General features: G+C 52.4%; 20 protein-coding genes. 3 read left to right on the forward strand and 17 right to left on the reverse strand.

Annotated features, from left to right (window positions below; translation table 11 throughout):
* Positions 1-6 precede the first annotated feature (6 nt).
* From ACE15A_RS20165 to ACE15A_RS20225, 13 genes are all read right to left on the reverse strand, one after another.
* On the reverse strand, positions 7-753 hold the full coding sequence (locus ACE15A_RS20165) for a MipA/OmpV family protein (RefSeq protein WP_053509820.1): 747 nt from the start codon (positions 751-753) through the stop codon (positions 7-9).
* A 302-nt stretch (positions 754-1055) separates the two neighbouring features.
* On the reverse strand, positions 1056-1373 hold the full coding sequence (locus ACE15A_RS20170; RefSeq protein WP_164984563.1) for a hypothetical protein: 318 nt from the start codon (positions 1371-1373) through the stop codon (positions 1056-1058).
* A 1-nt stretch (position 1374) separates the two neighbouring features.
* The gene (locus ACE15A_RS20175; protein WP_053509817.1) at positions 1375-2619 is read right to left on the reverse strand and encodes an STY4528 family pathogenicity island replication protein; all 1245 of its coding nucleotides are present in this window, start codon (positions 2617-2619) and stop codon (positions 1375-1377) included.
* 103 nt (positions 2620-2722) lie between these two features.
* Positions 2723-3151, reverse strand: coding sequence for an ead/Ea22-like family protein (locus tag ACE15A_RS20180; RefSeq protein ID WP_053509814.1), 429 nt, complete (start codon positions 3149-3151; stop codon positions 2723-2725).
* Between the two features lie 80 nt (positions 3152-3231).
* Positions 3232-3507 (reverse strand): hypothetical protein, encoded by a 276-nt coding sequence (locus tag ACE15A_RS20185; RefSeq protein ID WP_053509855.1) that lies wholly within the window; start codon positions 3505-3507, stop codon positions 3232-3234.
* A 73-nt stretch (positions 3508-3580) separates the two neighbouring features.
* Complete coding sequence (locus ACE15A_RS20190) at positions 3581-3829, reverse strand: hypothetical protein (protein ID WP_053509813.1); 249 nt, start codon at positions 3827-3829, stop codon at positions 3581-3583.
* On the reverse strand, positions 3826-4404 hold the full coding sequence (locus ACE15A_RS20195) for a DUF2857 domain-containing protein (protein WP_053509811.1): 579 nt from the start codon (positions 4402-4404) through the stop codon (positions 3826-3828). The genes ACE15A_RS20190 and ACE15A_RS20195 overlap by 4 nt, the downstream gene beginning before the upstream one ends.
* Complete coding sequence (locus ACE15A_RS20200; RefSeq protein WP_053509808.1) at positions 4401-5126, reverse strand: DUF2786 domain-containing protein; 726 nt, start codon at positions 5124-5126, stop codon at positions 4401-4403. Before ACE15A_RS20200 ends, ACE15A_RS20195 begins: the two co-directional genes overlap by 4 nt.
* Positions 5119-6777, reverse strand: a complete 1659-nt coding sequence (locus ACE15A_RS20205) for a ParB family protein (RefSeq protein ID WP_053509806.1) — start codon at positions 6775-6777, stop codon at positions 5119-5121. Before ACE15A_RS20205 ends, ACE15A_RS20200 begins: the two co-directional genes overlap by 8 nt.
* Positions 6777-8144 carry an SPI-7-type island replicative DNA helicase gene (gene dnaB-PI / locus ACE15A_RS20210; protein ID WP_053509804.1) on the reverse strand — a complete coding sequence of 456 codons (1368 nt, stop codon included), beginning with the start codon at positions 8142-8144 and terminating at the stop codon, positions 6777-6779. Before dnaB-PI ends, ACE15A_RS20205 begins: the two co-directional genes overlap by 1 nt.
* Positions 8145-8491: 347 nt before the next feature.
* Positions 8492-9394 carry a hypothetical protein gene (locus ACE15A_RS20215; RefSeq protein WP_053509802.1) on the reverse strand — a complete coding sequence of 301 codons (903 nt, stop codon included), beginning with the start codon at positions 9392-9394 and terminating at the stop codon, positions 8492-8494.
* Complete coding sequence (locus ACE15A_RS20220; protein ID WP_226998531.1) at positions 9379-9918, reverse strand: hypothetical protein; 540 nt, start codon at positions 9916-9918, stop codon at positions 9379-9381. The genes ACE15A_RS20215 and ACE15A_RS20220 overlap by 16 nt, the downstream gene beginning before the upstream one ends.
* Positions 9905-10402 carry a hypothetical protein gene (locus tag ACE15A_RS20225; protein ID WP_164984562.1) on the reverse strand — a complete coding sequence of 166 codons (498 nt, stop codon included), beginning with the start codon at positions 10400-10402 and terminating at the stop codon, positions 9905-9907. Before ACE15A_RS20225 ends, ACE15A_RS20220 begins: the two co-directional genes overlap by 14 nt.
* Positions 10403-10624: 222 nt before the next feature.
* On the opposite strand from ACE15A_RS20225, the gene ACE15A_RS20230 reads away from it, so the two are divergent.
* Entirely contained in the window at positions 10625-11053 is a 429-nt protein-coding gene (locus tag ACE15A_RS20230) for a hypothetical protein (protein WP_053509800.1), read from the forward strand.
* 74 nt (positions 11054-11127) lie between these two features.
* Here ACE15A_RS20230 and ACE15A_RS20235 read toward each other — a convergent pair whose 3' ends face one another.
* From ACE15A_RS20235 to ACE15A_RS20245, 3 genes are read right to left on the reverse strand one after another with little or no spacing between them, the layout of a single operon-like run.
* Positions 11128-11379 (reverse strand): hypothetical protein, encoded by a 252-nt coding sequence (locus ACE15A_RS20235; RefSeq protein ID WP_249928963.1) that lies wholly within the window; start codon positions 11377-11379, stop codon positions 11128-11130.
* On the reverse strand, positions 11369-11758 hold the full coding sequence (locus ACE15A_RS20240; RefSeq protein ID WP_053509798.1) for a hypothetical protein: 390 nt from the start codon (positions 11756-11758) through the stop codon (positions 11369-11371). Before ACE15A_RS20240 ends, ACE15A_RS20235 begins: the two co-directional genes overlap by 11 nt.
* Positions 11755-12630, reverse strand: coding sequence for a ParA family protein (locus tag ACE15A_RS20245; RefSeq protein ID WP_001422226.1), 876 nt, complete (start codon positions 12628-12630; stop codon positions 11755-11757). Before ACE15A_RS20245 ends, ACE15A_RS20240 begins: the two co-directional genes overlap by 4 nt.
* Before the next feature lie 301 nt (positions 12631-12931).
* Between ACE15A_RS20245 and ACE15A_RS20250 the strand changes: the two genes are divergently transcribed.
* Positions 12932-14200 carry an integrase arm-type DNA-binding domain-containing protein gene (locus ACE15A_RS20250; protein WP_053508156.1) on the forward strand — a complete coding sequence of 423 codons (1269 nt, stop codon included), beginning with the start codon at positions 12932-12934 and terminating at the stop codon, positions 14198-14200.
* Positions 14201-14471: 271 nt separating this feature from the next.
* On the opposite strand, the gene ACE15A_RS20255 is transcribed toward ACE15A_RS20250, so the two are convergent.
* Positions 14472-14780, reverse strand: a complete 309-nt coding sequence (locus ACE15A_RS20255; protein WP_053508158.1) for a helix-turn-helix transcriptional regulator — start codon at positions 14778-14780, stop codon at positions 14472-14474.
* Positions 14781-14993: 213 nt separating this feature from the next.
* Between ACE15A_RS20255 and ACE15A_RS20260 the strand changes: the two genes are divergently transcribed.
* The gene (locus ACE15A_RS20260) at positions 14994-16637 is read left to right on the forward strand and encodes an HAD-IA family hydrolase (RefSeq protein WP_164984588.1); all 1644 of its coding nucleotides are present in this window, start codon (positions 14994-14996) and stop codon (positions 16635-16637) included.
* The last annotated feature ends 1 nt before the right edge of the window (position 16638 follow it).

A 16638-nucleotide genomic window follows, 5' to 3' on the forward strand; every position in this document is an offset into this window, starting at 1 on the left:
CCGATATCAGAAACGATAAGTGATCCCGGTGGAAAACAGTCCATCCCATGACTTATCCACCATGGGAGAGTTTTTAACTTCATCAGATAAGCGGCTGTAACGTGCGGTTCCGTAGATCCCCCAGTTGCTGGCAAAGGTGTAATTTGCACTGACTTCAAGGTAAGGTGACCAGCCATTATCCGCTTTATACCGCTCCAGACCGCTGCGCGCAGATTCACGACGCGATACGCCATAATAATAGTCGTTCTGTTTCTGGCTGCTCCACGCCACACCAATACCCGGTGTCAGGGTGAATCCGCCATTCACATAACGGTATAACCACGCCACATCACCAACAACGCCATTACTGTTATCCAGAACATCCGCCGCCAGACTCATTCGCAGAAAACCATACGGCGTGTGATGGGACCAGGACACCCCGGCCATCATCGTGCTTTTACGTTTATCAAGGCGGCGTAACTGATGATCATTGCTGTCATCCGGTTTGAAATACATCGGCGACCAGTAGGCCATCACCGACAGAGTATCTGCAGCATCGTTCCAGAGGTAATATCCACCGCCCAGACCACGGAACCAGAAGCTGTCGCCGTCATAAGACACTGCCGGGATAAGCCAGGCTTTTGAGTCGTAACCTTTATAAGGCTGATCAATCACGCCGACACCGGCCCCCAGTGTCAGAGTGCTTTCAGCATAAGCTGTGTTCACCGATATAGCGGTCAGCATACTGAGTGCCAGAATTTTAATTTTGGTCATAAAAAATCCTTCCTTAGTCAAAATTTCAGCGCGGAAAGTATACTGACGAGAAAAACGGCGACAAGTATTCGGTTTTCCCCCTGTCCTCCGGTCCCTTTATGCAATCCTGGCTTTCCCCAGAAACAAACAGGGTCTGGCAGGGCTGGAGGGGAACACTGCATCCTGTCAGGATGTTTCCGGCTGACGCCGGGCTTCGGCGGTTTACCGTCAGATGTTTCAGGATATTCAGTGCCGCCGCCTTCCATGCTGCTGACGCAGCATAATTTTCGCTCTCTGTTGGCACTGCCACCACCGGCTATTTTTTATACTTTGGTGGCACTGCCACCATCGGCTAATTTTTGTACTTTGGTGGCACTGCCACCATCGGCTAATTTTTGTACTTTGGTGGCACTGCCACCATCGGCTAATTTTTGTACTTTGGTGGCACTGCCACCATCGGCTAATTTTTGTACTTTGGTGGCACTGCCACCATCGGCTAATTTTTGTACTTTGGTGGCACTGCCACCACCGGCTAATTTTTGTACTTTGGTGGCACTGCCACCATCGGCTAATTTTTGTACTTTGGTGGCACTGCCACCATCGGCTATTTTTTGTACTTTGGTGCCAGTAACACCTTCCACTTCACCGGACTCTTATCGCGGAACGGTTACGCAGGGAGGCCCGCAGCCCTGCCACAATGCCGCTCAGACGTTCTGCTGAAATAGGTTCTGTACGTTTCCGGGTGACAACAGGTTGCGAAGTGGAGCGCTCTCCTTCTCCCGCCCGTGTGGTGGCTGATGCAGCGACGCACTGTTTCTGTTTCGGCGGATAAAAATTTCCCTCCCGGGCACGCTTCAGCACCGCAAGCAGCCAGCCCACCGGGTTCTGCAGTGACTGACTGCCCAGCATCCCAGACAGACTTTCCAGCACCCCCTGTGCCAGCGCTTCCGGCAACGCCTGCAACTGACTGGTCAGCATAATGGCATCCTCCTCCCTGATTTGCCCCGTCAGCGACGCCGGCAGTACGTACGTGTTTTTAATCACACTGTGTGTGATATTACGTACGTAATTGTTCGGTTTCCGGACTCTGTGATAACCTGCTGATTTTCCTGATGGTTCGGGATCCGAACTCTGTCTTTCTTGCCCCATTTTTTTACCCGATTCGGAAACCGAACTCAGATTTTCCGGTGCCGAACTCAGTGTTTCCACCACCGGTTCGGTTTCCGAACCCGGCTGCATTCTGCCCTCCGTCACCCGCTGACGGGCAGCCATCTGCCCCGGTGTCTGGGCACTTCCTATCCGGGTTTCCAGCTGACTGATATGGCTGCGATAGTGACGCATTCCCGGATCATTTTTTATTTCCCCCAGAATATCCCGTGCCGTCTGACTGATGGTCCGGTTCCGGCTCATACAGGCTTCTACCACCATATCCAGATAACGTGGATCCATCGCCTCTGCATCGCAGAACGTCAGGGGCTCGTCATGCTGGGCGTAAATGTTTCCCCGAACCCGGCCTTTATCATCACGAACCCGTTTACACAGGCTCAGCCAGCCCGTGATCCGCAACATCAGTAATACCCGGCTGACGGTTTCTCTGGAGGCTTTTCCCTTTCCCGGCGATGCCAGCTGCAGTTGCAGTTCATCGTAAGTAGGAAAAATGGCCCCCTCATTATTCTGCGCATACAGCCGGATCATCATCCATGCCACCTTATCCAGCGGTGAAAGACGCGTATCCAGCAACAGACGACGCGGAATGGCATCGTGCACATTGCCGGTGAACAACAGTCCGCTGCGTATTCGCCCCTCCTCCTTCCGGGCTCCGGTGGCCATACGGTACTTCATTTTTTCCAGGGTATACGCAATCAGGCTTTCCGCAGGTAACGCCATAATCACCTCATTCAGTAGCGGCAATATCGCCGCTTTTTATCCGGTACAAAAATGCTTATTACAGCCCCCTGCTGGATGCAGGGGGCTGGCTAAACATTTTCGATTAATCCTTAATCCCTGTGTCATTTTGCTGCTTCACGCCAATGCCGGCGTCGGTTCTGGCGTAAACAATAACGCCGTCATCAGGACGTTTACGCAGCAGGCATATTCCCGGTCCGGGCCAGAGTGCAATAAATCGTGACTCTCTATTCTCAAGCCGCCAAAATGCTCTCCTGCTCATAACACCAACCGGACGCAACGTTTCTTTCTCCTCCTCCAGTTCTGCAATACGCTTTTTTGCGGCTTCCAGTTCATCCAGCAGATCGGCGATAATATCCACTTCCCTGTGACGAATTTGACGCTTAAACGCAGCCAAAGCTTCATCACAATTAACCTCGGCGTCTGGACTATCCGGGATAGCCTCATACCACGCCAGCATCGACTGATAGTTTTGCGCTGCCTCACGCAGTGCCTGATAATGAATACTGTTCATTGATTGCCTCCTGTTTTTCACCCCTTAACACCCTGCGAGAACCATCATCCAGTTCCCACGCAATTTCACGTTTTACCCGTTCACCGGAAAAACAGGATGTACAGGGCGATTAATGCCCACGTCAATAATAAGAGGAAGCCGTATACTGTAATTCTCCATTCTGCATCTTCCAGTTCCGTCACCAGTTCCACAATCACGTCAATTTCCTGATCACCAATGGCCTTCCTGATATTTCCGGCTGCAGCAGCTAATTCCCGCTCAGCGCCCGGACTGTGTCTGTCTGAACGACTCCACGACAGCACATCCTGATATCGTTTTACCGCCTTACTCAACGCTTTCCAGCTAAGCTCATTCATGGGAGTCAATTTCCTGTGCAATACCTTGTCGTCAACAGGGCCGGCCCCGATACTCCGGTCCGGCCTGCACATTTCATTTACGTCTGGCGCAGTTGTAACGCTCATGACTGAGCAGTTCCCAGGTCTCTCCCCGGTTACGGCTCAGCAGACGCCAGGCGCGTCCGACGTTTATCTTGTAATAACGGGTCCCCCGGTCATTCAGTTGCCGGTAATTACGCACACCCTGCCGGAACAGACTGACCATCTGAACCGCCTTACGACAGCAGGCCGGCGGTACACACGGGCTGGCCAGAATGCCCGGTGCCAGTTCTGTCATTTTCATGACGCATTCCTTACCGGCTCCGTCTGCCGGTCAGCGCACCATCCCCTTACTGCATGCCAGATGGCCGTCAGCGGGATATTCATCTGCTCCGCAGCCAGCATCATGACATCCAGTCCGTCCGCACTCTCCACATCCGTGATGCCCGCCTTCTGCCATAAACGCCACAGCTCTGCACTTTCCTCATCGCTCAGCATGACACCACGTCCCGGCCGAACATCAATACCGGCAATGCGCCGGCGCGCCGCAACATCCACACTGGAAAGTCCAAAGTAAAACGCCATCAGCTCAATGGAGCCACCCAGCGCCAGTGCACGGTCAATGCGCTGCAGACGTTTCTGCTCCGTCCGGGCCTGCTGCAGCATACGCAGCAGGTTTTCATGATTAATGTCCAGCCGGATAACCGACACTTCCGAGTTCGACAGGTAATGGATTTCCTCAATGGTCAGTCCCTGCAGCATCTGCATTTCTTCCCGGGCCAGTCCCAGAGATTCACAACGACGCAGGTAGCCGCTTTTGAGGTCCATCACCAGTTGCATCAGCAGACCGTTGGTTGCCTGAGATAAGCTGTTATTCATGACGCCTCCCGTATCATCAGCCCCGGCACCATCTGGCGGACAGTTCCCCCCACACCATGATGCAGTAAGGCATTTTTCCCGGCCTCACACCCCTGCCAGCGGACCAGGTCACCGCCGCGACAGGCTTTCACCTCCCGGGGGGCCACCGTCTCCATCGCCTGCTGCTCCAGCCAGAGACGCATCAGCCGGCTTTCCTCTTCTGTCACACTGAATGGCATCACCACCTGACGAACGCCCGGAACCCAGCCATCACGGAACTGGGCGGCCCGGGCACGGCGGGTGCTCAGTTTCAGCCACCGGCTCTGTGTACGGAGATACGCATCCGTTGCGTCCCTCAGCTGACGGCACAGAACATCAAACGCATAAGCCGCCACCTGAGGACGTTCACTGAAACCGTAAAACGTCACACACCGGCGATACCTGCCACCGGGCATCAACCGCCAGTCGTAATACGCCCTGCAGCCAAATGTCTGTGACACCACCATGACCAGACGAAACATCCACGCCGGAACTTTTTCAGCCTCAGAAGGTGCCCCCTGTGATGAAGACGTCTGCACCGAAGAAAGTCCCGCATCCTGCTCCGTGATACCGTGTTTCGCCATCAGCTGTTGCGCCCTTGCAAGCGCCAGCCCGGCCTCATGGGCATTGCTGTTATTGCGGCTCAGCTCCAGCAGTTTCCTGACCCGTCTGACCAGACGCTCCTGATGCGGCATATCACTCATCACTTTCATCCTCCTCATCATCTTCGGGTAACACACTACGCTGCAGGGCGCGCAGACGGCGCAGCACACTCAGAAGACGCAGCAGCTTCACGGCATGTTCATCATCCAGCAGTGGCCATGCCTCCGGCGCACTGCCACCTGTCAGCAGGTCTGTCAGACTGACGGGAGACACTGTCAGCGGTGCATCACCGGTCAGCCCCATCAGAAATGCCGTCACCGGCGAACATTTCTCCTCTGCAGTCCCGAAACCAGCCGACAGGTCACTTTCCCTGTCCATGGCAATTTCTTCAGCACAGCCGGCAGACTCAGCCAGTTCCCATGCCAGCCGGAAGGCCTCATTCTGCAGATGCTCGATATCATCCCGTCCTTCAGCAAAATGCGTCACAGACGCGGGAAGTGCATCAGGTGTTCCGGACGGCGCTGTATCGCCGGTCATAACGGATGGCACAGCGGCCCCGGCAATCCCCGCGTCCACAGCATCACCGCTGAAGACCGGCTCACCACCGTACATATCCGGCTGCATCTCTGAACGCCGGACTTTCCCGGCAGAAGAAGGCGCTCTGTCTGCAGTCTCCTCCGGGGAAGGAAACCCGCATTTTTCAGTGAGGCCTGTGTCAGAAACAGCGTTCTCCGGTCGGGCAACATCATGCTGTCCGGGCTCAGTATCAGGGGCAGAGATTTCCGGTACCTCAGGCCGGATACGGGATACCTGTGCACCGGACTGCCCTGTGCCACTGTCACGGACTGAAGGCGGCACCACCACCGGTTCCGGCTCACCAAAATGGTGACGACGGTTCCGCTCTTTTGGATCCAGCTCCAGCAGCCACCGGTCGTAGTCCAGGGAGGGATGTGGCAGCGCCTGCAACAAATCCCCGATCAGCTCATCCCGAAACATCTCCAGTGACCACAGCTCCGGCGAATTAAACTTCCGGCAGCTTTCCCCGAACACACGGTCAAATTCCGCATCCGTGCCGGACGCCAGCGCAAACTGCCCCCAGACACGTTCTGCGTCCTGACGTAACGCAAGCAGATTTCTGACTTGCGGGCTTCCCAGCCCCGACTCCATCAGATCGGGGATCCAGGGGTACAGATATTTCAGGGCATGCTCCATCCGGCTGATGGAGGTATGGCTGACAGGCAATCCTTCATCAGTCAGTAAGGTCGCCAGTTCCCGTATCGTTACCTGACGCTGCAGAGACTCCTCATAAATCAGGCGTGCTTTGTGAATGCCCTGTGCCTTCTCAATAAAGGTCAGTTCACCGCGAACTTCATTTTCCGCCAGATGACCAATCACACACTGAAGCCGTCCCGGCCAGGGTTTGAACAGTACATGAATACGGTAAAAACGCGGGTCCCCCGTTTCTTTCCAGAGTTCCGTCAGTATCTGGTAACGGGTGTTTCCCCCGTCACTGAAGATATACACATCCGGCTCACTGTCCGGCATACGGGTGACTTTGGGCACAGTATCCAGCCCGCGGGCGTGAATGGAGTTTTTGATGTCGTCATAACGCGGATTATCCGGATTCGGACGTAACTGGTCCAGCGTCAGAATCATGGGGGTTTCCCCCAGCGCCACCACATTACCGGCGGCACTGGCCTGACGACCGGGCTGCATAATGGCAGCCCCGAGATTCAGTGGCTTGTGTGCCATCACGCATATCCTCCCTGCCCGTCATTTTCAGAGGGCGTAAACAGTGTGTAACGACCGTCGAATCTGACCCGCACCGTGCCTGTGGGCCCCTGACGCTGCTTGCTGACAATAATTTCAGCCTCCCCCTTTGCCAGTGAATCGGAGTTATAGACCTCGTCGCGGTAAATAAACATAATCAGGTCAGCATCCTGCTCCAGTGCCCCGGAATCACGCAGGTCACCGTTATTGGGGCGTTTATCTGCACGCTGTTCCACCTGACGGTTAAGCTGGGAGAGGGCCAGCACCGGGCATCCCAGCTCCTTCCCCAGCGCTTTCAGGGAACGGGAAATTTCAGCAATTTCCTGTGTGCGGTTCTCCAGCTCCGGCGCCCGAATCAGCTGCAGGTAATCCACCATAATCAGAGCGGGTTTACCGTACAGGCGGGTATAACGGCGGGCACTGGCACGCAGCGATGACGGTGTCTGCTGGCTGCAGTCATCAATTATCAGGCGCTCACCCAGCGTATCCATGCCTCCGTCACCCAGCGCCATGCCAACCGCAGATGACACCCTCGCCCAGTCCTCATCATCCATGTTGCCACTGCGCAAATGATTCAGCTCCACACGCCCCAGCATGGAAAGCATGCGCAGAATCAGTTGCTCCTTCGGCATCTCAATGCTGAATACCAGAACGCTCTCTTCTGTCCGTCGCCGGGCGGCACTGAGACACATGGACAACGCCAGAGAAGTTTTCCCCATTGACGGACGGGCAGCCAGCAGGACCAGGTCGCCGGGCTGCAGGCCACAGGTCATTTCATCCAGACAGTCAAATCCCGTGGGGGTACCGGTCACACCACCGGAGCCGAGCACACTTTCCAGTTGCTGCAGAACAGTATCGAGCGCGGATGAAAGAGAGGCTTCCGTGCGCTCCCGGAGCGTCCTGTTCTGCGCAAGAGCAAACAGACGCCGCTCTGCAGCATCCAGCACGTCCCGTGATGTGGCGTTCGGTGCCGCCACATCAGCAATCAGGGTGTTTCCGGTGGCCTGTAACTGACGCAGAACGCTTTTCTCCACCACAATGCCTGCATAGGCCATGATGTTGGCCGCAGAAGGTGTGTTCTTGCTGAGCTCGGCCAGATAAGCAAAACCACCCAGGACGTCCAGCCTGCCCTGATGTTCCAGATGCTCTGACAGTGTAATCAGGTCCAGAGGCTGACCATTCACCGCCAGTTCAGACATGGCACGGAAGATGGCCCGGTGCGGAGCCACATAAAAATCGTCAGGACTCAGCATCAGCACCACTTCATCCCAGCGTTCATTCTCCAGCATCAGACCGCCCAGAACGGCCTGCTCTGCTTCGTATGCACAGAGAACTGACATTTCAGCCATGGCGTACCCTCCCCCTCTGACTGCCGGAAACCTGGCTGTGTGAAAAAAGGGAAAAGGGTGCCGGACGTACAGTTGTCGGGAATAAAATCCCGGTGACTGTCTGTACGTTTTCAGACCGGTAAGTTTGCCGCCCCCGGTCAGAAGGTACGGACAGCATTCGTTCATTCATAACAAGTTGTTTTAAAGGAAAAAATTTATGAATACAGAAAAACAACTGCCGTCCGGCATTGAATCTGAAGTGAAATACACCCTGCAGTTCTGACTGCTGAGTAACGGAAAGGTCATGACGGAAAAAGACGGGCTCTGTAACCCCTTTCCCCCGAACTGCATTGAATCGGCTCATCCTTTTACTCCGTTTCAGCAGAATCAGTGGATTGAACTGGACACTGTCGGGCCGGATGGACCGGTGAAAGAGACATTTCTTGTGCACAGCGTTCTGCATAAACTGAAACGTCAGGGTGGCTCCCTGAATGATGCCGGCCGGCCTGAATACGGCCGGTGCATTGCTCACTGGCACACTGACGTGTTTGTTGAGAAAAAAGCGCTGGCTGACTGGCTGAGAGCATTCCACACTGACGTTTCGCACTCGTAAAAACACGTTCAGCCCGACGGGTCATATTTTCCAGCCACCCGTCGGGGAAAATGTCAGCACCATCACGGGGAAACAAAATCGCTTTCCATTCAGGGTATGAGCGCGGAATACCTCCGGAAGCATTCCGGCTCAGACAGCGACTCACAGTACAGGCAGCACGGAATGCATATGTCGAGATGCTCTCATCATATGTTGCGATGTTCTCATTATTGCCTTTCTGCAGTTCCACCCGCTCTTCAGCATCAAATGCCAGTGCAGCAAGGCTTGCCCAGCACATGCAGTTCACTGAATCCCCCGGAACGCGCTGCAGCTCCCGGCGCACCATGTTGACCTCCGCACTGAAAAAAGCGTTCTCATCGCCTTCAAGGGCAGCCAGATGCAACGGAAGCCAGACCTGACTGAACCATTCACACATCCGTTCCCGGTTACTGACGGTCATCACTGTCTCCGGGCGGGAACCGTCCTGAAAAACATGTCCGGCGCGTGGAGAACTGTATGAAACATAACCACCATGCACCGCAATGACCGGACGACCTGACGCCGGAAGCCCCACACGGCACCCACTGGCAATCCGGGTCATCAGCAGGTTCAGTTCAGCCAGCGATTCAGGGCGGGTTAAGACCGCCGGAACCGGAGAATATTTCACTGAGGAAGACATACTTTCACCTCCATATCTCTCAGCCCGCCAGGTGCGTCACTTCCCCGCAGATAACCGGAAACCTGGCTGTGTAAAAAAAGGAAAAAGGGTGCCGGACGAACAGTTGTCGGGAATAAAATCCCGGTAACTGTCTGTACATTTTCAGACCGGTAAGTTTGGCGACCCCGGTCAGAAGGTACGGACAGCATCCGTTCATTCATAACAAGTTGATTTAAAGGAAAAATCTTATGAATACAGAAAAACAACTGCCGTCCGGCATTGATAACAACTGTCCTTATGTCACTGACAGCAATGAAAAATACTTTGAAGACTGGAAAGCCGGACGCATGAAACCCGACGATGTGGAACGTTGTAAAACCTTCTTTGACCAGGGAACTGAAATCTTTCCCGGCGCAGACCATAAGCTCGCTTACCGACTCTGCTGGCTCGGGCACTGGCTGATTCACAGCCGCCACTGGTTTTTCCGGGATGATAGCCTCACCAGCATTCCGGAAGCTGTTAAGTTTGCGCTTATTCATCAGCATCACTGGCTCCCCGCAACGGTTGAGCAGATGACGCCTGCTGAGATGTCTCTTGCCCTGACGGACTACTGGAGTGAGTACTGGACGAACCAGAAGGCTTTGAATTACATGACCGACTGGCAATATCAAGCGCTATGTTCATATCGAAAGCCCGATTGATGTTGCGGGTAATCTCTGCGCTTCTGCGATTAACATCGTTGCATTCATCTCCAAGTCTGGTGATGTGATGCTCCAGTTGCCGGCACTGTTCCCGGAGGTCAGCTAAATTCTGCCCTGCCTTATCAGACAGGGCAGTAAATCCCTCATTAAGCAGTGTGGTGAATACCCTGCAACGTTCCCGGACCTGCTCTTCAGGCGCATTTTTCTCAAGAATCTCACGTTCAATGAAACGAAGCAGTGCATGGCATGCAGCCTCTGCTGGCGAGGCCAGGGACAGGAACTGACGGGACGTGTTTTCAGACAGATTTTCAGACGGATTACGGTTCATGATTCCACTCCTTCTCATTTAACGGGAACAGGTATACCGACCCACAGGGCCAGAAACCGGACTATGTAAAAAAAGAAAAAAGGGTGCCGGACGTACAGCTGTCGGGAGAAAAATCCCGGTAACTGTCTGTACATTTTCAGACCGGTAAGTTTGCCGACCCCGGTCAGAAGGTACGGACAGCATCTTTATATTCATAACCAATTGACTTAAAAAGGAAAAAAGATGAATACAAATCATCAACAACTGCCGTCCGGCATTGATTACTTCGCTGCGTTCAGTCTGCCGGAAGGTGAAAATACGCTCATCAACATGTCTGAGGAGTTCTGGCGTATGGCCTGTAACACAACGAATGAAACTTACAACCGGCACAAACTGTATCGCCTGCAGTGGCCGGGTGACTGGCTGGCGGTTCAGCAGGGACTGAAAAACATCAATAAAAATGTGGCACCACTTAATATCCTGCACAGCTACCTCATTATTCGCGACAACCGCTCTGCGGCCGATGTTGCTGCCATGACAGCAACAGAAATGGAACAGGCTCTTGCTGCTGAACTGGAGGCATATGCATCCACCCCGGGAGCACAGGACGTGTTGCGCAACGCAGAAAGACGTCTGGATAAGCTGGATGACCCGTTCACGGGTAAAGGCTGATTCATCAGCATGCAGCGGACACCACACATGTCCGCTGCCCCCGGTACCGACAGGGATATGCATTACAAAAACTGTCATATCGCCCCCTCTGTTTTTCGATGTTTGCCGGAAACACCACATGAAAAAAGCGGGTCATGCCGCTGACGACGCAGGCGTTCCTGCAAAAGAAATGCATCACAGCCGGAGCACAGCCCCAGCCCGCTCTCATGATTCACCTTCACCCACTGCCGGGTGTCCTGGCCTGCAGCATCACCAAACCGAACACCGGAATAACCACACCCGACACATACTGTCTGGCTGCGACCTGTCAGAGACTTAAATTCCACGACCACACTCATCCTGTTCACCACGCTCTGGCAGGACACTCAGCGCCCCTTCAATCACAGCCCTGAGACGCTGAGAAGCAATGAGGAGCAGCGGATTATGGTCATAAAAGACCTCACCATTTCCCCCACCCGACTCAAGCAGGGGAAGGCCTGAAGGTGCCTTCGGACCTGCAGACATTTCACATAGCTCGTTTTCATTCCACACGTTGTGGAAAGTTATGTGGCTCACAGGAAGCTGCCATTCCTCCTCCAGACGGTCATACAAATGTTTTTTCGCTTCTTCGTAATCTGCAGCCTCAACAAACACATGCACTTCATCGTGTCCGGGGCAGGAAACTGAAGCTGAAGCCACAGCGCGCCATATCAGTTTTCTGTTCACAGGCTTTCACCTCCGTTTTCCAGCAGTACATCAAAAAACTCACTCCACTCCGGCAACAACTCACAGGCCAGGCTGTGCATGGTGACCAGCGCAGAATCACTGCGACGGGCAGACGCTTTTTCAAGACGGTGCACCGGCTGACCGGCTGCGTGTCCCTGTTTGTAAATATTCAGGTCATAAATCTGTGTTGAAAGCAGGGTGACCGCGCCTTCCGGAAGCACTTTGCTGTAGCGACCTGAGTTAATAATGTCGGTCAGCTCCGCCAGTGTTTGTCTGGCCAGCGCCGTATAATCCATGCAGTTAACCAGGGTGCGGACTTTCGGCAGGGGGATACCCAGTTCACGGTAGGGCAACAGGTTTTCCATGACGTTGACTGTGCCACGAATGAACTCACGTACATCCGGCAGAACCGGATTCACCATCCCCACCACAGACTCCGTGGCAGACAGCACAATCATTTCCAGCATGACGGAACGCGCGCCCTGTGAATCCACCACAATGACGTCATAGCTCTGGAAAAGCGGATGCTGGAGCACATTACGCAGACGGAGACGACCATCCGGCGCATGAAGCATGGCCGTTTTCAGTTGTTCATGGGGGTCATTGGAGACTATCAGGTCAAGGCCGTCGATAGCCGTGCGGGAGATGATGTTGTCGGGATGACTGAGGTCAGCCGTGCGCATCAGTAATTCAAAAAGACCGGCCGGCGCTTCATACGTCAGCGGAAAGATATTACTTGCCGTGGGCTGGGCATGGTCTCCGTCTATCAGCAGAGTACGGAGACCAGCATCCGCCAGAAAACCGGCAAGATTAGCAGACTGGGTTGATTTTCCTTCGCCACCTTTGGTGGATACAACGGGCAGAATGTTCACTGGCACACTCTCTCTTTAAAATGTGCAACCAATGATCTACACTGAAGACTCCTGTCTGACAGTCTGGATTACCCGTGAAAGCCAGAACAATGGGATTGAAAATCCCCGTGTCCTTGGTTCGATTCCGAGTCCGGCACCATATTTTTGTCTTGGGATGTCTCAGTAAGTCCGAGGATATATAAAAATCAGTAAGTTAAAGAGACCCGATGGTATCATTGAGTACCAACGGGTCTTTTGACATCCATAGTTTTTGGGGGCTTAATTGGGGGCCTGTCGGTTCGATAAACTATGGAGCCCCACCATGCCACTCTCCGATACCGCTATCCGCAATGCAAAACCTCTCGATAAGCCTTACAAGCTTACCGATGCGCAAGGCCTGTACCTGTTGATTAAACCCAACGGTTCTAAACTCTGGCAACTCAAGTACCGTTTTGGCGGCAAAGAGAAGAAGCTGGCGTTTGGTGCTTACCCTGTCGTTTCGCTGGCGAATGCCCGTAAGCTACGTGAAGAAGCCAAATCTACCCTCAGTGCGGGGGGCGATCCGGGTGAGAAAAAACGACAGGAGAAACAGGCGAAAAAAAGCGGCAATACTTTTGAAGAGGTCGCCCGAAAGTGGCTGGCAAAAAATATCCGCTGGTCAGAAAGCCACGCTGCAAAAATCCAGCGCTCGCTGGAGCTGCATGTTTTCCCGCTCATAGGCAAATTTCCTGTCACCGATTTGAAAACTGCCGATCTGCTGATCCCGCTGCGGGTGGCTGAGAAAAAGGGGAATCTGGAAACCGCCGCGCGGATACAGCAACGCACTACAGCCATTATGCGCTATGCGGTGCAGGAAAGCCTGATTGCCAGTAACCCGGCGAATGATCTTACAGGGGCCATAGAGCCACCGCAGAAAAACCATTACCCCGCCCTGCCACTGGAAAGATTACAGGAACTGCTGGAGCATATTGAAGGCTATCCCGGCAGACTGCTGACACGGCTGGCAGCACTGCTGAATTTGCTGATCTTCATTCGCTCCAGTGAACTACGCTTTGCCCGCTGGGGAGAGATCGATCTGGAAGGTGCCATGTGGACGATCCCCGCGCAGCGTGAGCCCATTCCGGACGTGCGCTATTCAGAGCGTGGCGCAAAGATGAAAACGCCACATCTGGTGCCGTTGTCAAAACAGGCGGTTACGGTACTGAAACAGCTAAAATTACTGTCCGGCAACGGCGAATTGCTGTTTCCCGGTGACCACGATCCGCGTAAGCCGATGAGTGAAAACACCATCAACAAAGCACTGCGTACAATGGGTTATGACACGAAGGTGGATGTTTGCGGCCACGGCTTTCGCACAATGGCCTGTAGTGCGCTGATCGAGTCCGGACGCTGGTCGAAAGATGCCGTAGAACGGCAGATGAGCCATCAGGAGCGTAACAGCGTGAGAGCAGCCTATATCCACAAGGCAGAGCACCTTGACGAGCGCACGCAGATGATGCAGTGGTGGTCGGACTATCTCGACGTCTGTCGGCAGAAATTTGTTCCGCCGTATCGCTATGAACAGCAACCCAGCATGATCAGAGTTTATTAACGTACAGTACTAAAAAGCAGCTCTCCCGATGTTAAGCGGAACTGCTTTTTATTGCTCCAGTATTGAGACCTGCCCACCAGCATCAGTTTCACGTAGTCGAAAAATCTCAACAGCAGGTCAAGCCTTTTACCCTTTAGGGTAAGACTTTTACCCTTAAACATCCCTTACCCTTTAGCCCTTTACCTGGAATCTGACGCTTTCAGTAATAGCGCACAATATTCAGCGTCAGGCACCGGACACCACGGCCCAATTGGTGATGACAGATATGACTTTAGCCACGGGCAAGAATGTTGAGTAAACCAGGATAAGCTTTTTCGATTTCATCCCGCCTCAGCCGGGCTAACAGCAAATTTCCCCGGTCAACCAGAGAAACAAGACCCGCTTCGCGCAAGACTTTAAAATGATGCGATCTTGTCGCACGGGCTACTTCAGACAGACCGCTGAACGATGTACAGTGCCTTTCTGCGCCGATCTCATCGTTGATTAGCTCCTGGATGATTCTTAACCGTGTTGGGTCATTTAAAGCCTTCAGCACAGTAGCCAAAACCAGTGGATGATCCTGTCTTAGCATGTCATTCATTCCATCACTCCCAGATTAACCCATTGATACTATAGTAAATATCGCCTACACAGCAAAGATAAGTTGTAATAAATTGACATTTAATTACTTTTCGCACATAGTGTGTTCGATGAACATCGAACGTTCATTTTTAATGATACGTTCGATGTTCATCGAACATACCATTACAGCCAGAATGTGTCACTCACTACACATGCAATGGAGAATGTCCATATGGATTCTGTATATCAGTCTCAGGAAAATAAGTTATCTTTTGATGGCTCGATTGATAGAAGATATGTTCACCGGCAGGCTATCAACGAGGTTTTCATCACTGACTCACAACAAGTGGACAGTAATCATTTTATATTTTCCGCCATGTTGCCAAAATCGCACATGTATTTTAATGATCTCCCCGAACTCACTGATGGTCACCGATGTTATGACGCAATGTTACTGTTAGAAGTCTTCCGGCAAACATCTATTTATGTGACACACAAATACTATGATGTCCCCCTCAATGCAAAATTTATCTTTAATAATGCCGAATTTAAAATCCTTAATTATCCTCTTTTGGAGATAATGCAGCAGCCATTACATTCGGTAATTCAGGTCAAAATCACCAACCTAAAGTATCGCAAAAAGATCCTGGCTGGTTATACCTTAGAAATGACACTCCTGATTAACAATATCGCCTGTGCACAGAAAATAATGGGGATTGGCTGGATGGATGATACCGTCTGGAAAAAATTAAGAGCGAAAAATGAGAATCTCCCCCCCTTAAATTATAACAATATTAAACCAGCGCAATGCACATCTGTTGGCCGGATCTTCCCGCGCAATGTCGTTATTGGTGATGTGCAGATAAAAGATAGCATGCTCTCAGCCACACTTATTGTCGATCAATCCTACTCGTCTATTTTTGACCACCCATTAGATCATATTCCTGGCATGTTTATTATCGAGGCCTGCCGACAAGCAGCTCTGTTGGCAGTCAATTCATATAAAGGTACACCAGCAAACCAACTGATACTCTATAATTGCAATATGTCTTTCCAGCAATTCTGTGAATTAAGCAGCACAGCTCAATGTATCGTTGACCTGCATGAAATCACAGTCACTGGCACTTTAATTAATGTGCCAATTTCTGTTTTACAAAACGGTACTAAAAATACCATTGGGACTATCATACTTAAAGTTGTAAATGATGCTGAATACGAACATAAAGAAAAAACGGATTTCTACTGGTTCGACTTTGGTGGCGTATTATCTCCTCCTATTTCTTCATTATTCGACCTTTATTATGAAAAAACCGGAATTCCGACTGACCAGCTACAGGCCGCAATGAAATCGGTCGCTGATGATATGAACCTGCCCACGCTGGCCCCGGTTGAAAATGCCATATTAACCGAGCTGGAATGGGGATCGCGTCTCAGGGAAACAATGGCACGTCTTTTTCCTGAAACAGATACCCGCCGGGCACAGTTAGAACATTTCGGCCAGCAATGGTTTGCTCACGTTACCGCCAACGCTGCAATGGTAAAGCAAATTACAGATATGCGGAACGCTGGTTATCGGGTCGGTATCCTCACGAATAATGTGGTCGAGTGGCGGCCCTACTGGCAGTCCATGGTTGGTCTCAACGATGTCGTCGAACATATTGTCGATTCCTGTGATGTCCGATGTCGGAAACCAGACCCTTCGTTTTTTGCTCTTGCGGAACAGGTTGCCGGAGTTACGCCTGAGCAGTGTGTACTCATTGATGATTTGGTCGAAAACTGCCTCGCTGCTGAAAAGCGTGGCTGGCGGACGATCCAGTTCCTCAACAATGAGGATTGTTTAAACAAACTACACACCTTAACTTATGGAGAGGAATAAT

It is taken from the genome of Salmonella sp. HY31, assembly GCF_042604575.1.
Classification (GTDB): domain Bacteria; phylum Pseudomonadota; class Gammaproteobacteria; order Enterobacterales; family Enterobacteriaceae; genus Salmonella; species Salmonella diarizonae.

Bases quoted from the DNA above. Each gene is read 5' to 3' on its own strand.
- ACE15A_RS20195 (WP_053509811.1), bottom strand. From the start codon at position 4,404: ATGAATAACAGCTTATCTCAGGCAACCAACGGTCTGCTGATGCAACTG.
- ACE15A_RS20180 (WP_053509814.1), bottom strand. From the start codon at position 3,151: ATGAACAGTATTCATTATCAGGCACTGCGTGAGGCAGCGCAAAACTAT.
- ACE15A_RS20200 (WP_053509808.1), bottom strand. From the start codon at position 5,126: ATGAGTGATATGCCGCATCAGGAGCGTCTGGTCAGACGGGTCAGGAAA.
- ACE15A_RS20190 (WP_053509813.1), bottom strand. From the start codon at position 3,829: ATGAAAATGACAGAACTGGCACCGGGCATTCTGGCCAGCCCGTGTGTA.
- ACE15A_RS20230 (WP_053509800.1), top strand. From the start codon at position 10,625: ATGAATACAAATCATCAACAACTGCCGTCCGGCATTGATTACTTCGCT.
- ACE15A_RS20215 (WP_053509802.1), bottom strand. From the start codon at position 9,394: ATGTCTTCCTCAGTGAAATATTCTCCGGTTCCGGCGGTCTTAACCCGC.
- ACE15A_RS20260 (WP_164984588.1), top strand. From the start codon at position 14,994: ATGGATTCTGTATATCAGTCTCAGGAAAATAAGTTATCTTTTGATGGC.
- ACE15A_RS20205 (WP_053509806.1), bottom strand. From the start codon at position 6,777: ATGGCACACAAGCCACTGAATCTCGGGGCTGCCATTATGCAGCCCGGT.
- ACE15A_RS20185 (WP_053509855.1), bottom strand. From the start codon at position 3,507: ATGAATGAGCTTAGCTGGAAAGCGTTGAGTAAGGCGGTAAAACGATAT.
- ACE15A_RS20220 (WP_226998531.1), bottom strand. From the start codon at position 9,918: ATGCTGATGAATAAGCGCAAACTTAACAGCTTCCGGAATGCTGGTGAG.
- ACE15A_RS20165 (WP_053509820.1), bottom strand. From the start codon at position 753: ATGACCAAAATTAAAATTCTGGCACTCAGTATGCTGACCGCTATATCG.
- ACE15A_RS20175 (WP_053509817.1), bottom strand. From the start codon at position 2,619: ATGGCGTTACCTGCGGAAAGCCTGATTGCGTATACCCTGGAAAAAATG.
- ACE15A_RS20255 (WP_053508158.1), bottom strand. From the start codon at position 14,780: ATGAATGACATGCTAAGACAGGATCATCCACTGGTTTTGGCTACTGTG.
- dnaB-PI (WP_053509804.1), bottom strand. From the start codon at position 8,144: ATGGCTGAAATGTCAGTTCTCTGTGCATACGAAGCAGAGCAGGCCGTT.
- ACE15A_RS20225 (WP_164984562.1), bottom strand. From the start codon at position 10,402: ATGAACCGTAATCCGTCTGAAAATCTGTCTGAAAACACGTCCCGTCAG.
- ACE15A_RS20250 (WP_053508156.1), top strand. From the start codon at position 12,932: ATGCCACTCTCCGATACCGCTATCCGCAATGCAAAACCTCTCGATAAG.